The organism is Novosphingobium clariflavum, from assembly GCF_026420865.1.
GTDB lineage: Bacteria > Pseudomonadota > Alphaproteobacteria > Sphingomonadales > Sphingomonadaceae > Novosphingobium > Novosphingobium clariflavum.
The window spans coordinates 1-18,712 of record NZ_JAPCWC010000045.1 but is presented as its reverse complement, the minus strand read 5'-3'; the positions used below and the strand labels follow the sequence as shown (position 1 = coordinate 18,712).

The window sequence follows — 18,712 nt, the reverse complement described above, 5'->3', positions numbered from 1 at the left end:
AAAGTTCTCCATAATTTTTCCACAGGTCGAAAGCCCGTCTACAATATATGCCCTGCCACACGCATCTGCGGCGAAGGACGAAGGCGTCGCGAGCAGCGCGGAAGCGCTGGCGGCCATCGTGTAAGGATCGGTCGATCCGTCGTAATCGATCGCCGCCTCGCCCTTCGCGCCCGTGAAAGTGAACTCGCTGCGGATCGGGTCGTCCTGGGTCGCGCGGGTCCAGCCGCCCGACTGTTCGAACTTTCCGCCCGCCACATCGGCGAACTCGCCGCCGAGCGAGGCCGACCTTGTATTGCCGTCCTCCTTGCGGTGACGCACGAGGATCGAGGCGGTGCCTATCAGTCCGCTACTGTCACCGGTCACCGCAAGGCGGTTCTGGTCGCGAGGCTCGTTGTCGGTGAACTTCGAGTAGCTGGTGCGCAAGTAAAGCTGCACCCTGTCCGAGGGATGCCAGTCGAGATTGCCGACCACAGCCGAGGCGCTTGCGCACGAGGTTGTAATCGGGCGGCGCGAATAGTTGGCCGAGATCACCACGCCGAACTGCTACCCGGCGCCGATCCGACCACCCACAGGATACTGCCGATGGGCGGTCGGCCCCCCTCAGCAAAAGGGTCCCCCGGACCTTTTTGAATTCTTTGGGACCGGAGCGGGCCGGTGCCGCGAAATTCGCTGTTCGCGAATTTCCAAACGGTCTCTCAGGGCCCGTGACAGCGCGTTGGCAAGGCCGCCGGATTGACGTTGCTGCGAGAACCCTGACAGCTCTTATATGATTTAATGATTATAAAACAGAGTGTTAGATCAACGAACCACTTGGTGCGAGCGGCGGCATTGACTCCGTTTCCCGCCCGGCCTAGCCATGTCAGCCATGACACAGACGTTTCTCACCGCGAGCAACTATTACCGCCGCTGATCCAGCGGTGAGTGTCTTATTGTTCTCAACCGCTGCGTAGCCAGCGGTTGAACATCCTCCTTACTCGACCATGGTTACGCAGCCTTTCTTCACAAAGGCTCGAACTCGTGGAATTCTGTAAATCCGCTTCGCAAGTCTCGCTCGGGATCGTCGGTCTCGGCGCTTTTGGCCAGCTCATGGCGGAACACCTGGCGCCGCATTTGACTGTCCTTGCCCACGACCCGCGTCCGCCGGAGATCGTTCCCGCGGGCGTGACGATGGCCTCCTTGCGCGAGGCATGCCGATGTGACCTTGTGGTGATCGCGGTTCCGCTCGCCGCTCTGGCGCACGTGTGCCGGGAAATGGCGCCGCTGCTTATGCCCGGAACGCTGGTCGTGGATGTCTGCTCCACCAAGGTGGAGGCGAGCGCCGCGATGCGGGCCGAACTGCCGCCATACGTGGATCTCGTCGCCAGCCATCCGATGTTCGGCCCGCAAAGCATCCTTGCCGGAACGCGCGGGCTGAAGCTGGTGCTCTGCCCGCTGCGCGGACGACGCGCGGGCCGCCTTGCCGCTTTCCTGCGCAAGCACTTCGGCCTGAAGATCCTGATCGCCACCCCCGACGAACACGACCGCGAGGCTGCCTTCACGCAGGGCCTCACCCACCTCATCGCGCATGCCCTGCTGCGCATGGACGAATTGCCGGGCCGCATCACCACCCGCAGTTTCGATCTGCTGAAGCAGGCCGTGGACATGGTCCGCCACGATGCGCCCGGCGTGCGGCAGGCGATCGAGAGCAATCCTTATGCTGCGCAGGCGCGCAGCCTGTTCCTTGCGCAGCTGGACGCGATCCGCGGCGAACTCGGCGCCGGCTCGGCCCGGCCCGGCATGCAAATAATGCGCCTGCCCTGACCGGAAACAATCTGGCGAAATGATAGGGGGAGAGGCACAATCATCGCGCCGCTGCGTTTCCCCGTGGAGGGCAAAGCCGGAAGCCGAAAGAACAGACCCATGACAGATCGCAGCACCAAGGACGTCCAAGCCGCCATCGATGCAACGCCGGTGGAGGGCGTTGCCGACTATGCGGGCCCGGCAGGCGGCTGGGGTTCGCTGGGCGCGGTGGCGCGTGCCGTGCGCGAGCAGATGAAGACCAGCACGCACACGCGCGCCCTGCTCGAGATGAACCAGCCGGACGGGTTCGATTGCCCTGGCTGCGCCTGGCCCGATCCCAAGCACACGTCCTCGTTCGAATTCTGCGAGAACGGCGCCAAGGCGGTGACCTGGGAGGCGACCGTCAAACGGGTCGATCCCGACTTCTTCGCCCGCCACACCGTATCCGAACTCTGGACCTGGAGCGACCATCAGCTCGAAGACGCCGGACGCCTCACCCATCCGCTGCGCTACGATGCCGCGACCGACCACTTCGTGCCGGTGACCTGGGACGAGGCCTTCCGCCATGCCGGCGCCGCGCTGCAGGCGCTGGACCATGCCGATCAGGCGGAGTTCTACTGCTCGGGCCGCGCCTCCAACGAATCCGCATTCCTCTACCAGCTCTTCGCGCGCGAATTCGGGACCAACAATTTCCCCGACTGCTCGAACATGTGCCATGAGGCGACCAGCGTCGGCCTGCCCAAATCGATCGGCGTCGGCAAGGGCACCGTCACGCTCGACGATTTCGACCATGCCGACGCGATCTTCTGCATCGGCCACAATCCCGGCACCAACCACCCGCGCATGCTCTCGACGCTGGCCGCCGCCTCCAAGCGCGGGGTGCCGATCATCGTCGCCAACCCGATGCGCGAACGCGGGCTGGAACGCTTCAAGTCACCGCAGCATCCCGGTGAAATGCTGCGCCCCGGCGCCGCCACCCCGCTCGCTTCGGCCTATCATCAGGTGAAGATCGGCGGCGACCTTGCCATGCTCAAAGGCATGATGAAGCTGGTGATCGATGCCGGCGCCCTCGACCATGCCTTCATTGCGCAGCATACCGAGGGCTTCGAGGCGCTGCGCGCCGATCTCGACGCGACCCCGTGGTCATGGATCGAGGCCTCTTCTGGCCTTTCGCGCGATGCCATCGAGGCGATGGCCGAAGTCTACATCAAGGCCGAGCGGGTGATCGTATGCTACGGCATGGGCATCACCCAGCACCGCCACGGTACCCAGAACGTGCAGGCCATCGCCAACCTGCTGCTGCTGCGTGGCAACTTCGGCAAGGAGGGTGCCGGTATCTGCCCGCTGCGCGGCCACAGCAACGTGCAGGGCGACCGCACCGTGGGCATAACCGAAATCCCCGCCGAAGCCATGCTGCAGCGTCTCGATGCAGCATTCGGCATCAACAGTCCCCGCCACCACGGCCACAATGCGGTCGAGGCGCTGCAGGCCATGGCCGAGGGACGGTCCAAGGCGCTGATCTCGCTCGGCGGCAATCTCGCCGTGGCCATGCCCGACCCGGAAACCTGCTTTGCCGCAGTGCGACGGCTCGACCTTTCGGTCAGCATCCTCACCAAGTTCAACCGCACCTGCCTGCTCACGGCCAGGGAAACGCTGGTGCTGCCCTGCCTCGGCCGCACCGAGCTGGACGTACAAGGCGGTCGTCCGCAATGGGTGACGGTGGAGGACAGCATGTCGATGGTCCACGCCTCGCGCGGGAAGCTTTCCTCGCCGGGGCCGCAAGTGCGTTCGGAACCGGCCATCGTCGCCGGGCTCGCCAAGGCGGCAATGCCTGCGAGCAAAGTGGATTGGGACAGCCTCGTCGCCGACTACGACCGCATTCGCGACAAGATCGAACAGGTCTACCCCGACTTTCATGACTTCAACGCGCGGGTCCGCGTGCCGGGCGGCTTCCGCCTCACCATCGCGCCGGACAAGCGCGTCTGGAACACGCCCAGCGGCAAGGCGCAGTTCTTTGCCCACCCCCACGTCGACGAGCGCGGCGATGCCAGGCTCCTGCTCACCACGATCCGCAGCCATGACCAGTACAACACGACGATCTACACGCTCGACGACCGTTATCGCGGCGTCACCGGGCGGCGCGACGTGATCTTCGCGAACGAGGTGGACCTCTCGCAGATGGGCCTCGCCCACGGCGACGTGGTCGATGTTGAATCCGCTGGCGGCGCGGTACTGCGGGGCTTCACGGTGATCGCCCACGCCATCGCGCGCGGCTCGCTGGCGGCCTATTATCCGGAAGCCAATTGCCTGGTGCCGCTGGGCGATCACGACCCGGTCAGCGGCACGCCAGCCTACAAGTCGATCCCGGTCACCTTGCGCGCGGCCACCTAGGGCGGGGTATCCTCCAGGGGAACAGCTGACCGCTTGCCCGATCAAGACCCCGGCCCCTGCAAGCCCCCCGCAAACGCCGCTTGCGGGGGGCCCGTGGATCAGAACGTGTAGCGCGCGCCGATCTTGAACGTGCGCGGTTCGATCACGCGGCTGAGGCGGCCTTCGACCGGGCCGTCCGCATCGAAGGCGGGGATGTAGGATTCGTAATAGTAGGCAATGTCCTTGTCCCGGCTGTCGAGGATGTTGAGGACCTCCCCGTAGATCTCGACCTTGCGGCCCTTCCACGCCGCACGGGCGTTGAACACGGTGCTGCCGTGATCGCGCACGCTGTTGTCCTCGACCAGCGGATAAGGCCCGAGATGACGCACGCGCAGGCTCACCTCCCATGGGTCGAGGACGATGGCCGCACCCGCCGACGCCGCATTCTCGAAGGCGTTCGGAATACGCTCGCCGTTGTCGTAACGCGAGTGGTTGGCAGTATAGTTGCCATCGAGCGCAAGCCACGGCAGCGGCCGCCAGAACGCGACCAATTCGTAGCCATGGCGCCTGCTCGCCCCGGTCGGCTCGACCGCGTTGGAATCGCCGACAAAGCGCAGTTCGCTATCCACATTCAGCCACCAGTACGTACCTGTCAGCGAGAACGTGCCGGACTGGAAACGCGCGCCCAGTTCCTTGCCGGTGCCGCTCACCAGCACAGGCACCGGGGTATCGCCATTGACCGCGCCGCGCACGTCGTTCGAGTGGAATCCCTGCCCCCAGTTGGCATAGAGTTCCAGCTGCGGCACGATCACGTACGCGGCCGAGAATTTCGGCGAGACGATGGAATCGTGCCCCTTGCCCGTGCCGAGCGCGTCTGCGGCTGCATCCCGTGCGCGCACCGAATAGTGGTAATAGTCGCCGCGCAAGCCGCCCGTCAGGCGCAGGCCCGGCAGCGGTTTCCACGTCGCCTCTCCATAGAGCGCGCCGGACAGTTCCTCCACCTGATAGCGCCCGAGCGAATAGAGCAGGTGCCGGGCCTTAGTGCGGTTCACGCCAACGTTGCCGATGTGGTCATAGCGGTTCTCGGTGCCGACCGAGAATTCAAGGGTGTCCGCCAGTTGCCACTGCTTGCTTGCGGCAAGCCCGGTCACCCAGCGCCTGTCGTACTGGTCGATCTGCGCGCTGGTGCCGTCCGCCTCCGCATAAGTCGGGTTCGAATACATGGCCCAGTCGTAATACTGGGCATAGACGTTCGCGCTCCAGGTCGGCTGCGAGACCCGGACATTGCCGATCAGCCGTGTCGTGCGGCCCCGGGCAGTTGGATCGGGCGAGCAGAACACATCCGTGCAGACGTCAGAACCGATGATGCGTTCGGGGATCTGCTCGGTCGGCCGCCAGGTCGCGTGGTAGGCATGGAACGAGATCCCCAGCGTGCCCTCGCCCAGCCCCCGCACGTACTTCGCGAAGCCTGCGTAGTGTCGCAAATGCTCGTCATTTTCCCAGGGGCCGTCGTAGCGCCTGGCCTGGCCGACCAGCGTCAGGTCGCCGCCGCCAAGGCCCTTGATCGTACCGCCCGCGGCAAGGCGGGCGGAGTTGTAAGAGCCCGCCTCGACTGAAAGCCACGGACGGTCGAACCCGTCGATAGTGGTCATCGAGGCAGCACCGGCCAGCGCAAAGTCGCCACCATCTGCGCGGTAGGGGCCTTTGCGGAAATCCTCGTGCGCGACGATCTCCGGGATCAGGCCATTGAGGTCGAGATAGCCCTGCCCGTGCCCGTGGCTGCGCAAGTTCATCTGCACGCCGTCGATATACGTCGTGAAATCGGTGCCGTGATCGAGGTTGAAACCCCGCAGGAAATACTGGTTCGCCTTGCCGCTGCCCGAATGCTGCGCAGCAACCATGCCCGGTACCGCCTCCAGCAGTTCCGCCACGCGCAGCAAGGGACGCACCAGCAGGTCCGATCCGCCCACGCTGCCTTCGCTGGCGGCATGGGCCGTGCCGATCTTTGCCTCGCCGCGTCCGAAGACGACGATTTCCGTCGCCGCTTCAGCACCCCCATCCGCAGCATCCCCGGCCAACGCCGGTACTGCGCGCAGCGCGCACAGCGCCGCGCTCACGCCAAGCGCGATTCTACCAAAGTTCATCTCATTTCCCCCGGCGCCTGCGACTGGAGGCGGAGGCGTGCCGTCGACGACGGTCAGCACGCGTCGACGGCCGGACGCCCGGGGCGACCACGACACGAACCGATGCGGCCTCCACCGCTCGTTCGTCGCTCAGACGGAAAAATCACCGGGCCTCGGCCATCCCCTGGACCAAAGCGAGAGCGACCAGACGCCGGCAGGTCTCCTGGCTCACGGGTCATCGCTTGATGCATGGCCTTCCCAGGCCTCGCAGGAGTTAGCGTCCGGCCCAGTGGCTGCGGCGGGCGCCCTTGCCCCGCCGCGCTATGCATCGCGCTCACCGCTTACAGTTGCAGGGACAGCCCCGGATTCGAGGGGGAGCCCCTCTCACCGCGTTCCCTATTAAGCCTCTTTCGAGGCACCGGCGCGATCTTGCCCGTTTTCCTCAATAGGAAGAAATCGGACGGCGCTGGCTAACCGAGACACCGTTTCAGTGCAAGCCCGGCGGCACGATCAGCAAGGCCCTCAGGCCCGGGCGGTTATCCTCCAGCCGGAACCGGGCGCCATGCACCTGGGCGATGGCCGCGACCATGCTGAGGCCCAATCCTTCGCCGGCACGGCCCGCCGTATCCTCGCCGCGCGAGAACGGCTCGGTCACGCGTGCGGCCTCCTCCCGCGAAAGACCGGGGCCGTTGTCGGCGATGCCGATGTGCAGGGCGCCCTCCCCGCTCGCAAAGGCCTCGATGCGGCCGCCGCCGGGCACATATTTGAGGGCATTGTCGAGCAGGTTGCTGAGCGCCTGGAACATGAGGTCGAGGTCCAGCTCCGCCACCAGCGGACGCTGCGCGTCAAGCACCAGTTCGATGCCGCGAGCGTCAGCTTCGGGTTGGTAGAATTCGACAAGATCCTCGAGCAGGCTGACGATATCGCAGCGCTGGATGTGCAGCGGATGCCGCCCGCCCTCCAACCGCGAAATGCGCAGCAGGGCTGCAAAAATCCGCTGGAGCCGGTTGACCTCGGCGATCGCGTTGTCGACCTCCTCGCGCGCCGGGGTGCCTTCAGGCTCGAGTTGTTCAAGGGCTTCCAAGCGGGTCAGCAACCGCGCCAGCGGCGTGCGGAATTCATGCGCGACATTCTCAGAAACCCGCCGCGCGGTGCCGAACAGGGCCTCGATGCGCGAGAGCATGAGATTGATCGTCTCGTTGAGGCGATCGAAATCGTCGCTGGTTCCGCGCACCGGCACCCGCTCGGACAGATCGCCATCCATGACCTGCCGCGCGGTCCGGGCCAGCGTCTCGATCCGCTGGCCAATCGCCCGGCTCATCAGCCAGCCGCCGGCAAGGCCAAGCACCAGGGTCACGCAGACGATCCACAAGGCCGCGGTGCGCAGCAATTCGTCTTCCCGCAGGATGTCCTCGACATCGCGCCCCACCAGCAGCCGGGTGCCGTCTGCAAAGGTGCGATCGCGCACCAGCGCGGTGTAATCGTCCTCGAAACCATCAAGGAACGTATCCGCCTCGATCAAGGTCATATGGCTGGACGGGCGCCGCGGCCAACTGGGCAGATTGGCCGAAACGATCTCGCCGTCCGGCGCGATCAGCGCGTGGAAAGACTTGCGCACCCCGGCCGACCGCATGCGCTGCTCCAGCACAAGACGCGTCGCGTCGATACCCTCGTTCTGCAGGACCCTGGCCGTCTCGTCCGCCTCGCGGTCGACTTCGCTTTCGATCTCCTGCATCGGCCAGGCGACCCACACCCGGTAACCGATGGCCGCAACCAGCGCGACCGAGACGCACAGCAGGACGGCATAGAACAGCGCCAGCCGGAACGACAGCGACCGGAACAGACGGCTCATTCGACGCGCATCACGTAGCCGACGCCGCGCACGGTGTGGATGACCTGCACTTCGTCGCCTGTGGTGAGCTTCTGGCGCAGCTTGCTGATGTGCTGGTCGATGATGTTGGTCTGCGGATCGAAATCGTAGTTCCAGACGTTTTCGAGCAACATCGAGCGGGTGACGACACGCCCGGCATTGCGCGCGAGATAAGCCACAATCCTGAGTTCCCTCAGGGTCAGCGGAATGCGCCGCGCCCCGCGCGAGACGACGTGGGAAACCAGGTCGATCTCGACATCGCCGACCCGCAGGTGCTCGGCGGGTTCCGCCGGAGCGCTGCCGCGCCGGCCCAGACTTTCGAGCCGGGCGAGCAGTTCGGACATCGCAAAAGGCTTGGCCATGTAATCATCGCCGCCCGCACGCAGGCCCCGCACCCGCTCGTCGACATCGCCCAGTGCGCTCAGCAGCAGCACCGGCGTCGCATCGTCGGTCGCGCGCAAGGCGCCAAGCAGCTTGAGCCCGTCGAGCCCCGGCAGCATGCGGTCGAGGACGATCACATCGAAACGCTCGCACGTCGCGCGGACCAGCCCGTCGCGGCCATTGTCGCAATGCTCGACCAGATGACCCGCGGCGCGCAGGCCGCTGGCGATGTGGCCGGCAAGGCGTTCGTCGTCTTCGACCAGCAGGACTTGCATCGGTGCTGCCCAAACCTTCCCTGTTGATGCGATCGGCCCCTGAAACTGGACCCGATCATGGGCAAAATCAAATGTTCGCCCCATCGGGCCGATATGCGCCCATGGCATCGCACCGCCCATGTCGCAATCGGTCGCCAACATGCCCGCCGGACAAACCGGCTCGTTCTCGCCTTCCATCCCCGCCCGTTCGAGGGGCAGCGATGCCGCCACGCCGGTCCACGTGGTGGCCATCGGCGGCATCCACCAGTTTGCGCACATCGTCCCGGTCGCCTGCGAGATCGAGCGCCGCCAGCCGGGATCGGTCACCCTCTTCGTGCTTTCCCCCAATGACGCTGCGGCCGCAGCCGCGGTGATACGCGAAAACGGACTGGCCATGCCGGCGATCACGGTGATGACGATACCGCTGGCGCTGCGACCGCTGGCCAAGGCCGGGCTCGGCAAGATCCTCGCACTGGCGACCTGGAGCGGCCATCTTGCCCGCGCGCGCGTCCTGCTCTGCGCCGAGCGTACCTCGACGATCCTGCGCCGGCTGCGCCCGGACTGCCCCCCCATCGTGCACATTCCCCACGGTGCGGGCGACCGCGCGGTCGGCTTCGAGCCGCGCTTCAAGCTGTTCGACCAGGTGCTGGTGGCCGGAAACAAGGATCGCGACCGGCTGATCGCCAGCGGCCTCGTCGCGCCCGAGGATTGCCTCGTCGCCGGACCGATCAAGCTGGCGGCAATCCTGGAGCGCGGCATCGCCCGCCCGCCGCTGTTCGACAACGCGCGGCCGACGATCCTGTTCAACCCGCACTTCTCGAAGAAGCACAGTTCGCTCGATAGCTTCGGACGCCAACTGGCCGAAGCGGTGCGCAAGGACGGGCGCTACAATCTCGTCATCGCCCCGCACGCCCGCATGGCAAAGTCGTGGAGCAAGCGCCGCCGGCTGAGCTGGCAAGCGCTGGCGGAAGCCGGCCGGATCATCGTCGACCTCGGCTCACCGCGCTGCAACGACATGACCTATACGCTGGGTGCCGACCTCTACATCGGCGACGTCAGCAGCCAGGTCTACGAATTCCTGATCCGCCCACGCCCCTGCCTTTTCGTCGATGCCAAGGGTGTCGACTGGCAGAGCAGCGAGGACTACGCGATGTGGCATTTCGGCGAAGTGGTCGCGCCCGATTGCGCACCCATTGCGGCGATCGACCGCGCCTTTGCGCAGCATGGTGCCTATGTTGCGTGGCAAAGGCAGCGCATGGCCTATTCCATCGCCGGCATTACCTGGGCGCCTGATGGCACTCCCCTCCTCGAAGGTACCGCCCCGGCGGCACGTGCCGCCGATGCCGTGATGCGCTGGGCCGCATTGCCGAAGGAAGAGGCCTTGCGCACCGCGGCCTGAGGCTCAAGGTCAAGATCCGGGCAAGCGTGATAGGCCGCGATCCGTCCGCTTCCCGCCCGCCCCCGAAACAGGCGGCCATTGGGATTTGCCCCCCGGACCGGCCCTGATGGGGGAAATGGACGGCCCCATTGCGGGCGCCGAATTGACCGGTGGAGGGTCCCCGGATGCACTCTGGGAACGTTGCCTGCCCTTGCGCCCGGAGAGGCAAAGGGCGGCCGAAATTCCCGAAAACCTTGGGATGCGGGCGTATCCCCGGGGAAACATTGAGGCCGGGAAAGAGGGCAGGCAGATGAATCCGGATCCCTGGGGCTCGAACAGCCGGAACACGACCGCCGCTACGACGCCGCCGACAAGGACGTCGGTGCGCTCGCTCACGGACCGAAATACAGGCGTCCACACCGCTTCCCTCGAAGGAAGACCGAACAGCCCTTGCGGGTCCTGCCTATTCGCCGCAAGAGAATCACGCTGAAATAGCGGGATGGCGACAGGAACACATGACGTAGAACGCGGTCCGTCCCCGTGAATCACCCGCGCCTGTTTCTCCCGTCGTACCGCCGGAATGGCGGCAGATTCGCCCGGCAAAGGTGGCCGAGATTCCTCAAGGTTCTTCGCGTCAAACGCGCTTTTCACTAGATATTGCGTCTCAGGCGGCCACACAGGCACCATAAGCAGGAATTGCTCGCGTCCCATTGCTCAATTGAATGAAATTGAATATTCTGCCCGCAAAAGTGCTTCAATGGAGTCCCGCGTGGCTGAATCGAATGCCGTAATTTCGCAGATCGGAGATCTTGCAGAAGCCGGCGAAAAAATGATCGAGCGGCTGCGGCGCAAAGCCTTTCTGCCTGAAAGCCGCAAGGGTCTCAATGTGCGTACCGGCATTGCCGAAGCCGCACAATTGCTCGGTTGCTCGACGAATCGCATCCGCATGGCCGAAGAAGACGGCCGCCTGCCCCCTCCCCCGGCCGGCGAAAATGGCCGCCGTCTTGGCTATTCGATCGAGGACATGCTGCACATGCGTGAAGTGCTTGGCGCTTCGCCGGCGCGCGCTCCGCTCGATGTGCCGGCGATGATCGCGGTGCAGAACTTCAAGGGCGGCGTCGGCAAATCCACCGTCACCACGCATCTTGCCCACTTCTTCGCGGTACATGGCTACAAGGTGCTGGTTGTCGACTGCGACAGCCAGGCCACCACAACCACGCTGTTCGGCTTCAATCCGCACTTCAACATCACCCGCGAAGAAACCCTTTACCCTTATCTTTCAATCGATCCGACCCAGGCGGACCTGCTTTACGCGGTCAAGCGTACGCCCTGGCCTAACGTCGACCTGATCCCGTCGAACCTCGAACTGTTCGACGTCGAATACGAACTGGCCGCCGCCGGTTCGGACGGCCAATCGGTGCTCGCCGCCCGTTTCCGCAAGCTCAAAAAGGGTCTGACCGACCTTGCGCGGGACTACGACGTGGTGATTCTCGATCCGCCGCCGGCACTAGGCACCATCAGCCTGGCCGTGATGCAGGCCGCCAATGCCCTGTTGGTACCACTGGCGGCAACCACGCCGGACTTCTGCTCGACCGTGCAGTTCCTCTCGATGATGGACCAAGTACTCGACCAGCTCACCGGGGTCGGCATCGAGGTCGACTATTCGTTCGTGCGGCTGATCTGCTCGAAGTTCGACGGCAACGACCCCAGCCATGAAATGGTCCGCACCATCATGGAGCAGACTTTCGGCCCTGCTCTCCTGCCGGTGCCAATTCTCGAAAGTGCCGAAATCAGCCACGCAGCGCTGCGGATGATGACGGTCTACGAGTTGGAAAAGCCGATCGGCACGCCGCGAACGCACAAGCGCTGCCGCGCCAACCTTGACGAAGCGCTGGGCCAGATCGAACAACTGGTCCGTGCCGGTTGGGGACGCAGCCAGAAAGTCGACGAGGACATGCTCGTCAATGGCTGACCTCGGCCCTTTCTCCTTCGACGGCGCGGCCTTGTGGCTTCGCAATGTTCTTTGTTTGTTCTTCATGAAATTCTCTGCCCGTCGAGTGGCAGAGTGTCGCTCGAGGTAAGCCCATGGCCCGCAAGCAATCCGATTATCTCGCCGCACTGCTCTCGGACGACGAAATAACGGCCGATCTCACGCCCAAGAACGAGGCTGAGTCCACCGTGCCCCCTCCGGCCGCGCCTACAAGGGCGGAAAGATCGCGGGGTACAACGCTGCTCGGACGTGAAAGTGCCCTCGCCCGCGTCGCCAGCGGTGAGGTACGCCAGGTCACGCAGCTGCTGCTCGACCCCGCTCGTGTCCGTATTTGGACCGGCAATGCCCGCAGCTATGTCCACCTGACCGAAGAATCCTGCCGCGAACTGATCGATTCCATCATCGCGGAAGGTGGCCAGAAGGTTCCTGCGGTAGTCCGCCGCATCGAGGGCGACCCGGAGCACGACTTCGAGGTCATTGCCGGCACCCGCAGACACTGGTCGATTTCATGGCTGCGCCAGCATTCCTATCCGGACATGCAGTTCGTGGCGCAAGTCGTCCAGCTCGACGACGAAGCGGCTTTCCGGCTCGCCGATCTGGAAAACCGTGCCCGCAAGGACGTGTCCGACCTTGAGCGCGCGCGCAACTATGCGGCCGCACTCAAGGAACATTACGGCAATCACATGACCCGCATGGCCGAACGCCTCAAGCTCTCCAAGGGCTGGCTGTCGAAGATGCTGAAGGTCGCCGCAATCCCGGACAATGTACTGGAGGCCTTTGCGTCGCCTGCCGATGTCCAGCTCAAGCCGGCCTATCCCCTCGCCCAGGCGCTCGACGATAGCACCAAGGCACCGGCAATCCGCAAGGAGGCCCAGCGTCTGGCCAAGGAGCAGATGGCCCGCCGCAATGGCAATCGCCCGGCAGTTGCCGCTGCGGACGTAATAAAGGCCCTTCTCGCGGCCAACGATACCGATCGAGCGCGCCAGGATACGATGGCGGTCTTCTCACGGCACGGTCGTCAGATGGCTTCGGTCCAGTCGAGCAACCGCCAGGGTGTCACCATGCGGCTTCACGCCGGCTCCGGCGCCACCCGCGAGGAGATCCTCGAAGCGGTTCGCGAATTGCTGGGTCAGCTTGACGAGGACGGCCGCGGCTTGCGGTCGTGATGCCGCAACCGCGACCTTGCGGACACCGTCTCGCAAGGCGCCCGAATATCGCTTTGCTGAAAGGCAGGGACACAACGTCCCTGCCTTTTTTCTTGCCTACGCTCCCGTGGTTTCCCCGGGGAAACAGTTTCCCGGTTTCCCCCGCCCAGCCGCATCGCTCCAGCATGCGCCGGCTTTCCCCCTTCCCTGCCAGCCAAGTTCTTCACAGCCGCAACACCCCGGCGATTTGCCCTCCCCTGCCCGCATCGCCATGATGCCCGGGAATCACCCGCTTTCACGAACACCGATGTTTCCCTGGGGAAACACCGGCACCGCGTTATGCGGATCAGTGCCGTCCAATCACGTCAAAACGCCAGTCGGAAACCCAACATGAGTCGCCAGAAGCCCGAAGCGGCAACAGAGCAGTTCGACATCTTCCTGCCCTATATCGTCGAGCTTCCGCTGCGCGATCAGCGCGAGATGATGGAACGTCCGTTCTTCAGCCTTGCCAAGTCAAAGCGTGTGAAGCCGATCGACTACACCAGCCCCGACGGCAAGCTCTGGGTCCACGTCAGCGCCAATCCCGACTACGGCATGGCGACGATCTGGGACGCGGACATCCTCATCTACTGCGCCAGCATGCTTGCCGACATGGCCAGGCGAGGAACCAACGATGTTCCCCGCAAGCTCCATCTGATGCCTTACGACTTGCTGCGCGCCATCGGTCGCCCAACCACCGGGCGTGCCTATGAATTGCTCGCCCAAGCCCTGGATCGTCTCGTCTCAACCACCATCAAGACCAATATCCGGGCCGAAAACCGCCGCGAAGCGACCTTTTCCTGGCTCGACGGCTGGACTCAGCTGGTTGACGAAAAGACCGAACGATCGCGCGGGATGACCATCGAGCTGTCCAACTGGTTCTGGGAAGGCGTAATGATGAAGGGCGGCGTGCTATCTATCGACCGCGCCTACTTCGACATTACCGGCGGACGCGAACGCTGGCTCTATCGCGTCGCGCGCAAGCACGCCGGCGGGGCAGGGGAGGGCGGTTTTGCCATTTCGATGCCTGTCCTGTTCGAAAAGTCCGGCGCCGAAGGACAATATCGCCGCTTCAAGTTCGAGATGCTCAAGCTGGCGGAGAAGGACGAGCTTCCTGGTTATGCACTCAGCGTCGAAACCGCCAAGGATGGTGAACCGATGCTGCGCATGCGCCGCGTGGACGGAAAAGGCGGAGCCGGGACCGTGCTTCCCGAAGCCGCCGCCGCCACGCCCGAGGTCGAGGCTCTCCCCCCCGTTTCCCCGGGGAAACCCGCAGAGGCCCACAGACAGCGCCGCGCCGCCGCATCCCCAAAAACGTCCTCCGCTGCGGCGCTCGGCCAGGTGGATGCTGACGCCTCCATCGATGCCCGCAAGCTCATTCGCTCGACCGTGGCCGGACTTTCCGATGCGGCCACCCGCGGCTTCATGACCGATGAGACGATCGATCTGCTGCGCCGCGAATGCCCCGGCTGGGATCTCCACGCCCTGCATGCCGATTTCGAACGTTGGGTTTTTGCCAGCTCCGAACGGACCCCGGCGGACTGGCAGCGCGCATTCATCGGCTGGGTGCGTCGCCATCACGCCAAGCACGGTCGCCAGATCCGCGGCTGAGGGCAGGGCGGGGGAGATGCACCGATCCGGCGACCATTTCAGCCGAACGGGAAAGGGCGTTCCCGAAGTGTCGCGTCTCCCTCACCACCCCGCCAAATCGGCGATGATCGCTTCGGGCTCCGTTTGCCGATTGAACCTTGATCGCGAGTGTCCTCTTCAAAGTGATTCAACTCACCCTGCAAAATCGCCGATTTTTCGGGACCTTCGACACTCCGGGAACAGCTTGACGCGGATCTTCGACCCTTCAGGAACACCCCGTCGACACTCCAGGAACGTTGCCGTCGACACTCCGGGAACACATTCACGACATTTCGGGAACGGCCCTTTTTCGCGACTCATCGGGAATCCGGCGGATTCAGAAGCAGGCGCGCTCCCTAACCTTGTAACAGAATCCCTAAATAGCTTTCTAACCCTGCAGAAGTCTCAGTCTTATGGAGATTTATGGATAGGCGCGATGCTCCCGCACAGCGCCAGACCCACCCTCTCACCGCCATCGGCAAGCCTTGAATGAGGTTCGATCTGTCTCCCTCCCCGCGCAGGCCCTAGCGGATGCCCGCCACATCGCCTTTTACGAGCCACGATCTCGACACTCTTGCCGTATGCCCGAGGCGGCTTTGGCTGGAACGGAATATCCAAGCTGAAACGACACAGGCGGCCTTCGTCGGACATCCGGAACGTGATCCCATCCTGCATGCCGCCCTGGCAGAAAATCCGGAAGGGCAGCGGATCTGCAATGGTCCCGACTTGCAAGCGGCTGTAAACGAAACCAACCGCCATCTGGCCCACACCAATCACCGCCCCTTGTTCAACGCGTGCTTCGTTGCCGCAGGCCCTGCGAACGCGGCCGCCAAAGATCCCGCACCCCGCATCACCGTAACCGCCGACATCCTGTTGCCTGCGGGAGAAGACAGCTGGATCCTGGTCGAGGTCTTGCCAGCCTTGCGCATTCGCGAGCGGAGCCTCGAACGGGTCGCCCACAAGGTCTGGGTCCTGGAACGCTGCGGGCTCGAAATTGCCGGAACCATTATCCGCACGATCAACCCGGAATTTGTTCTTGAACGCCCGGGAGAATATCGAGGGCTGTTCAGTGACCATCATGTTCTCGGCCGGGTCCGTCACCTCGTGAACGAGGTCCCGGGGATACTGGAAACAGCCCAGGCTGTCGTGAAAGACCCCGAGCCGGAATTACCGCTGGGTCCCCATTGTACCAATCCGGCGCCGTGCCGGTTCCTTCCGCACTGCACAACTCGCGCGCCCGGACCGCAATGGCCGGTCACGATCCTCCCGGATGGCGGTTGGAAAAAGTGGAAACGGAAAGGATACGATGATCTGCTTGCCCTCGACGAGCAGGAGATGAAGCCGCGCGAGGCCATGATCGTTGCAGCTACTCGATCGGGCAGGCCCTTTCATGACCTTGAGGGCGCGCGTGAAGCGATCGGGCAATGGACCTATCCCCGTGCCTGGATCGACTTCGAAGCGGCATCGCCGGCACTTCCGCGGTGGATCGGGACACAGCCATTTCAACAAGTGCCCTTTCAGTTCTCACTGCACCTCGAGCAGGCTGACGGGAGCATTTCTAACCACGAATACCTATGCTGCGACGGAAGCGATCCGCGAAAGGGATGCGCGCAAGCACTGGTCGCCGCTGTTCCCGCCAACGCCACGTTGATTGCCTATAATGCCGGTTTCGAACGCAGCGTCCTGCGACGACTTGCGCGCGATGTACCCGATTATGCCGAGCCCATGCTGTCAATGGCGGAACGGACAGTCGACTTGCAGCCAGTGGCCCGCAATTGCTGGTATCACCCGGCGCAACGCGGTTCGTGGTCTATCAAGGCCATACTGCCCAGCGTCGCCGATCTTGATTACGACAGATTGGAGATAAAAGGCGGTGCCATGGCGCAGGACAGGTTCCTGGAAGCCATTGACCCTTCCACCCCCCGGGAGCGCCGTCAGGAGATCGAGGAGGCGCTTAGAGCGTATTGCCGGCAGGATACCTGGGCCATGATCCTCCTGGCCCGCCGACTGACTGCGGCAGGTTGACGTGTGGGGAGTAGCTCAGACTTGAAATCAGACCGGCGCTCAGGCCCGTTCGAGACGCGCTTGAAACGTCTGACTGCTAATCCCTCGTGGGTGGTGGCCCTTTGTGGAGAAGGGCGTCCAGAGCCGTCATGGACGCTTCAAATTCGTCGAGCGATTGCTGCGAGAAAGCAAAGCTCTCGTCGTTTGGTTGCGGCGCCGGCGCCTTCGGCGGACATTCGGCATAGCGATAGACCATGGTACGGTTGTGCGCTGCCTCAGTAGCCAACTGGCCGGACTCGGCAATCGTCGTAAGGATCGTGCGCACACCAAGGCGGGAGGCGCCCAGGACAAGTTCGATCTGGCGGCCGCGCATGGCACCAAAGCCAGCCAGCATTCCCAGCACCGGACCGGATCTGCCCGTCGAACGGCGGCCGGCACTACGTTCGGCAATCGTGCTGGCACGGCGCTCTGCTTCGCATAGCCACTGTTCCAGCTGCCAAAAGGCGGATCGCAGCGCGTCGGTGCTCTGCTGTTGCAAGCGGCGCTGCGTGTCCCACAGGTCATCATCGCTTGGATCTTGGTTGCACAGTCCATGACCGGGAAGGGCGAGGAAGCCAGGCAGGGGAAGGGGGAGTGGCAGGCGCCCAAGCGGCGAGGCCCAGTCCGACGCAAGCCTTGTGCCGACCAGCAAGTCGAGTGCCCATCGGCAATTGGTCGGGGTATCTGCTTCGCGGGCGATACGACCGGATCCGGCGTCGAGAAGTTCGTATCCGCGCTCCTGCTGGCTGAACCGCGTGCTCGCGCCGACGGCCAGCAGGAGCGCCGAGATCGCGTTGAAGGGCAGGTCCTCAGCCTCAACCGGGATCGCCGCGAGCAGTTTATGTGCCTCCTCGATAATCTCATTGATCTCTGCATGAGCGGCAGTGGGGGAGGGGGAGGGGGATGTCATGGCATCCGGAACATCGGACGGAGCGAGAAATGCCCGTTGGATCTTTTCGGCGGCATCGGCGAGGAGGGGCCATGAACTGTGCAAAAACTCGGTCAATATGGCTTGGCATATGGCCTTGGCAGGGCGTAATCTGTGCTGAGGAAGGTCGGACAGCGTCTTTAGTCCCGCGAACCATTCGTGGAAGCGTTGTTCGGTGAAGGCATGTCCCTCCTGCCGGAGGGCTGCGATCAGGCATTCACGGGCGACCCGGAGCGCCAGAATCTGCAGGCAGCCCTGCGAGGCGGTTCGGAGGGCACTTTGAAGGCGACCGAGATAGAGTGCGGCAAGAACAGCGCCGGACGGGGTTTCGAGGGGTGCTGGCATGATGGAAGTCCCGGTTTCTGGGGTTTTTTCCGATGTGTATAATTAAATGAATATAGCTATACACCTTCTTTGAGCAAGGAATAAGGCACTATCGATAATGATGGGGCCGCGCGTCGCCCCGGAACTGCCTTAAGAGAAACCGCAGGGCGGGGCGCACGGCGCGGTGCTTTTTCAAGAAGGTAGTTTGCCCGTTTCACACCTTGCCCGTGATTTCCCCCCACCGAGTGGACCGATTGGAGTGTCATTGGCGACTAGCCCTAGGCGGCGTGGACAAATTCGCTGTCGTTGGATCAATTCGTTAGCTTAGAGCTTTTGTGCCAAGCGCCTTCAGGGAAGCCGCTACGGTATCGGGCGAGGCTTTCCCGGAATTTGTCCACGCCGCCTAGCCTTTCGTCATCACTTGGCCACGCTTGGAAGCATCCAGACAGCGCGGCTGGG

At 63.8% G+C, this 18,712-nt stretch carries 11 protein-coding genes, 1 pseudogene and 1 riboswitch; of the genes and pseudogenes, 7 read left to right on the top strand and 5 right to left on the bottom strand.

Features of this window, described 5'->3' with window-relative positions; genetic code table 11:
• A pseudogene (locus OKA11_RS23200) lies at positions 1-534 on the bottom strand (hypothetical protein); the annotation flags it as partial.
• 483 nt (positions 535-1,017) lie between these two features.
• Between OKA11_RS23200 and OKA11_RS23195 the strand changes: the two are divergent.
• Both OKA11_RS23195 and OKA11_RS23190 read left to right on the top strand, forming a co-directional pair.
• Complete coding sequence (locus tag OKA11_RS23195) at positions 1,018-1,800, top strand: prephenate dehydrogenase/arogenate dehydrogenase family protein (protein WP_267224804.1); 783 nt, start codon at positions 1,018-1,020, stop codon at positions 1,798-1,800.
• A 99-nt stretch (positions 1,801-1,899) separates the two neighbouring features.
• Entirely contained in the window at positions 1,900-4,170 is a 2,271-nt protein-coding gene (locus tag OKA11_RS23190) for an FdhF/YdeP family oxidoreductase (RefSeq protein WP_267224802.1), read from the top strand.
• 98 nt (positions 4,171-4,268) lie between these two features.
• On the opposite strand, the gene OKA11_RS23185 is transcribed toward OKA11_RS23190, so the two are convergent.
• The 3 genes from OKA11_RS23185 to OKA11_RS23175 all read right to left on the bottom strand — a co-directional run bounded on the left by OKA11_RS23185 (position 4,269) and on the right by OKA11_RS23175 (position 8,798).
• The gene (locus OKA11_RS23185; protein WP_267224801.1) at positions 4,269-6,293 is read right to left on the bottom strand and encodes a TonB-dependent receptor; all 2,025 of its coding nucleotides are present in this window, start codon (positions 6,291-6,293) and stop codon (positions 4,269-4,271) included.
• A 175-nt stretch (positions 6,294-6,468) separates the two neighbouring features.
• Positions 6,469-6,710: riboswitch (cobalamin riboswitch) on the bottom strand.
• 49 nt (positions 6,711-6,759) lie between these two features.
• On the bottom strand, positions 6,760-8,124 hold the full coding sequence (locus tag OKA11_RS23180) for a sensor histidine kinase (protein WP_267224799.1): 1,365 nt from the start codon (positions 8,122-8,124) through the stop codon (positions 6,760-6,762).
• Positions 8,121-8,798 (bottom strand): response regulator transcription factor, encoded by a 678-nt coding sequence (locus tag OKA11_RS23175; RefSeq protein WP_267224798.1) that lies wholly within the window; start codon positions 8,796-8,798, stop codon positions 8,121-8,123. The genes OKA11_RS23180 and OKA11_RS23175 overlap by 4 nt, the downstream gene beginning before the upstream one ends.
• Positions 8,799-8,916: 118 nt before the next feature.
• Here OKA11_RS23175 and OKA11_RS23170 point away from each other — a divergent pair, with 118 nt between their 5' ends.
• The 5 genes from OKA11_RS23170 to OKA11_RS23150 all read left to right on the top strand — a co-directional run bounded on the left by OKA11_RS23170 (position 8,917) and on the right by OKA11_RS23150 (position 16,983).
• On the top strand, positions 8,917-10,176 hold the full coding sequence (locus OKA11_RS23170; protein WP_267224796.1) for a glycosyl transferase: 1,260 nt from the start codon (positions 8,917-8,919) through the stop codon (positions 10,174-10,176).
• Positions 10,177-10,984: 808 nt separating this feature from the next.
• Complete coding sequence (locus tag OKA11_RS23165) at positions 10,985-12,127, top strand: AAA family ATPase (RefSeq protein ID WP_242526629.1); 1,143 nt, start codon at positions 10,985-10,987, stop codon at positions 12,125-12,127.
• Between the two features lie 113 nt (positions 12,128-12,240).
• The gene (locus OKA11_RS23160) at positions 12,241-13,311 is read left to right on the top strand and encodes a ParB/RepB/Spo0J family partition protein (protein ID WP_267224794.1); all 1,071 of its coding nucleotides are present in this window, start codon (positions 12,241-12,243) and stop codon (positions 13,309-13,311) included.
• Positions 13,312-13,680: 369 nt separating this feature from the next.
• Positions 13,681-14,940, top strand: a complete 1,260-nt coding sequence (locus OKA11_RS23155) for a replication initiator protein A (RefSeq protein ID WP_267224792.1) — start codon at positions 13,681-13,683, stop codon at positions 14,938-14,940.
• A 549-nt stretch (positions 14,941-15,489) separates the two neighbouring features.
• Entirely contained in the window at positions 15,490-16,983 is a 1,494-nt protein-coding gene (locus OKA11_RS23150; RefSeq protein WP_267224790.1) for a DUF2779 domain-containing protein, read from the top strand.
• Positions 16,984-17,059: 76 nt separating this feature from the next.
• Here OKA11_RS23150 and OKA11_RS23145 read toward each other — a convergent pair whose 3' ends face one another.
• A complete protein-coding gene (locus OKA11_RS23145) occupies positions 17,060-18,274 on the bottom strand; it encodes a hypothetical protein (RefSeq protein ID WP_267224788.1) in 1,215 nt (404 codons plus the stop codon).
• Positions 18,275-18,712 lie beyond the last annotated feature (438 nt).

What these genes read in the sequence shown, in the direction of transcription:
- OKA11_RS23160 (WP_267224794.1), top strand. Translation starts at nt 12,241, where the DNA reads ATGGCCCGCAAGCAATCCGATTATCTCGCCGCACTGCTCTCGGACGAC.
- OKA11_RS23165 (WP_242526629.1), top strand. Translation starts at nt 10,985, where the DNA reads ATGATCGAGCGGCTGCGGCGCAAAGCCTTTCTGCCTGAAAGCCGCAAG.
- OKA11_RS23150 (WP_267224790.1), top strand. Translation starts at nt 15,490, where the DNA reads ATGCCCGCCACATCGCCTTTTACGAGCCACGATCTCGACACTCTTGCC.
- OKA11_RS23145 (WP_267224788.1), bottom strand. Translation starts at nt 18,274, where the DNA reads ATGCCAGCACCCCTCGAAACCCCGTCCGGCGCTGTTCTTGCCGCACTC.
- OKA11_RS23175 (WP_267224798.1), bottom strand. Translation starts at nt 8,798, where the DNA reads ATGCAAGTCCTGCTGGTCGAAGACGACGAACGCCTTGCCGGCCACATC.
- OKA11_RS23190 (WP_267224802.1), top strand. Translation starts at nt 1,900, where the DNA reads ATGACAGATCGCAGCACCAAGGACGTCCAAGCCGCCATCGATGCAACG.
- OKA11_RS23170 (WP_267224796.1), top strand. Translation starts at nt 8,917, where the DNA reads ATGTCGCAATCGGTCGCCAACATGCCCGCCGGACAAACCGGCTCGTTC.
- OKA11_RS23180 (WP_267224799.1), bottom strand. Translation starts at nt 8,124, where the DNA reads ATGAGCCGTCTGTTCCGGTCGCTGTCGTTCCGGCTGGCGCTGTTCTAT.
- OKA11_RS23185 (WP_267224801.1), bottom strand. Translation starts at nt 6,293, where the DNA reads ATGAACTTTGGTAGAATCGCGCTTGGCGTGAGCGCGGCGCTGTGCGCG.
- OKA11_RS23155 (WP_267224792.1), top strand. Translation starts at nt 13,681, where the DNA reads ATGAGTCGCCAGAAGCCCGAAGCGGCAACAGAGCAGTTCGACATCTTC.